The organism is Bradyrhizobium sp. OK095 (genome assembly GCF_900109945.1).
In the GTDB taxonomy this organism is placed as follows: domain Bacteria; phylum Pseudomonadota; class Alphaproteobacteria; order Rhizobiales; family Xanthobacteraceae; genus Bradyrhizobium.
Genome location: NZ_FOBX01000046.1, coordinates 1 through 1,241, shown reverse-complemented (window position 1 = coordinate 1,241; position 1,241 = coordinate 1). Strand labels below are relative to the sequence as shown.

At 70.5% G+C, this 1,241-nt stretch carries 1 protein-coding gene; it reads left to right on the top strand.

Features of this window, described 5'->3' with window-relative positions:
* On the top strand, positions 1-1,241 hold a 1,241-nt coding region (locus BMW89_RS37660), incomplete at both ends, for an SDR family NAD(P)-dependent oxidoreductase (protein ID WP_143062897.1).

The window sequence follows — 1,241 nt, the reverse complement described above, 5'->3', positions numbered from 1 at the left end:
CGGGTCTGGGAGGCGGGCGAAGCCGGCGATGTCGCCGCGTCGTGGTCGGGGCCGCATTTTGTCGTGCTGTGCGGCGGCGACGAGGACCGGGCGCGTGATGTTGCGGCGGCGCTGACGTCGGCGCGCTGCGTTGTTGTCGGTGGTGGTGGCGAAGGCGTGCCGGCTCGTTACGAGGCTGCGGTGCTGCAGACCCTGGAGCTGCTGCAGCGGATCGTGGCGGAGAAGCCGAAGGACGAGGTGCTGATCCAGCTCGTGGTGGCGGGGGCCGGAGCAGAGGCGCTGTTCGGCGGGCTGGCGGGATTGTTGCGGACGGCGCGGCTGGAGCACCCGAAGCTGCGCGGGCAAATCGTCGTCGTCGCGGCGGATGAGAGCGCGGCGCAGATCGTGGCGCATCTTCAGGAGAGCGCGCGACGGCCGCACGAGCAGGCGGTCCGCTATAGCGCGGGGACGCGGGAGGTGGCGTCGTGGCGGGAGCTGTCGCCGGATGCCGGGGTCGCGATGCCGTGGCGGGATGGCGGGGTGTACCTGATCACGGGCGGGGCCGGCGGGCTTGGGCTGATCTTTGCGGAGGCGATCGCGCGGGGCGCGAAGGATGCCGTGATCGTTCTGACCGGTCGCTCGGAGCTGGATGATGGCGGTCATGCGCGGCTGTCCGGGTTGGAGCGGCTGGGTGCGCGGGTCGCCTACCGCAGGGTGGACGTGGCGGACGGCGCGGCGGTGCGGTCGCTGATCGCGGAGCTGCGGGAGAGCCATGGCGGGGTGAGCGGGATCATCCACGCTGCGGGTGTGATCCGGGACAGCTTCCTGTTGAAGAAGACGGCCGACGAGATCCACGCGGTGCTGGCGCCGAAGGTTGCAGGGGTTGTGAACCTCGACGAGGCGACGGCGGATCTGACGCTGGAGTTCATGATCCTGTTCGGATCGGGCGCGGGAGCGTTCGGCAATGTGGGGCAGGCGGACTACGCAGCCGCCAATGCGTTGTTGGCGGAGTATGCGGCCTGGCGCAACGAGCAGGTGCGGCGTGGCGAGCGGTGGGGGCGGACGGTGTCGATTGCCTGGCCGCTGTGGCGCGATGGCGGGATGCAGCTTCCCGAGGCGTCGGAGCGTCAACAGCGGCAGATGGGACTGCATCCGCTGGCAACAGAGGCCGGGCTCGAGGCGTTTTATCGTGCGCTTGCCGGAGAGAGTGGAGAGGGTGACGAGATCGCGGTGTTGTCGGGTGAGGCCGGCGCCCTGCGCGG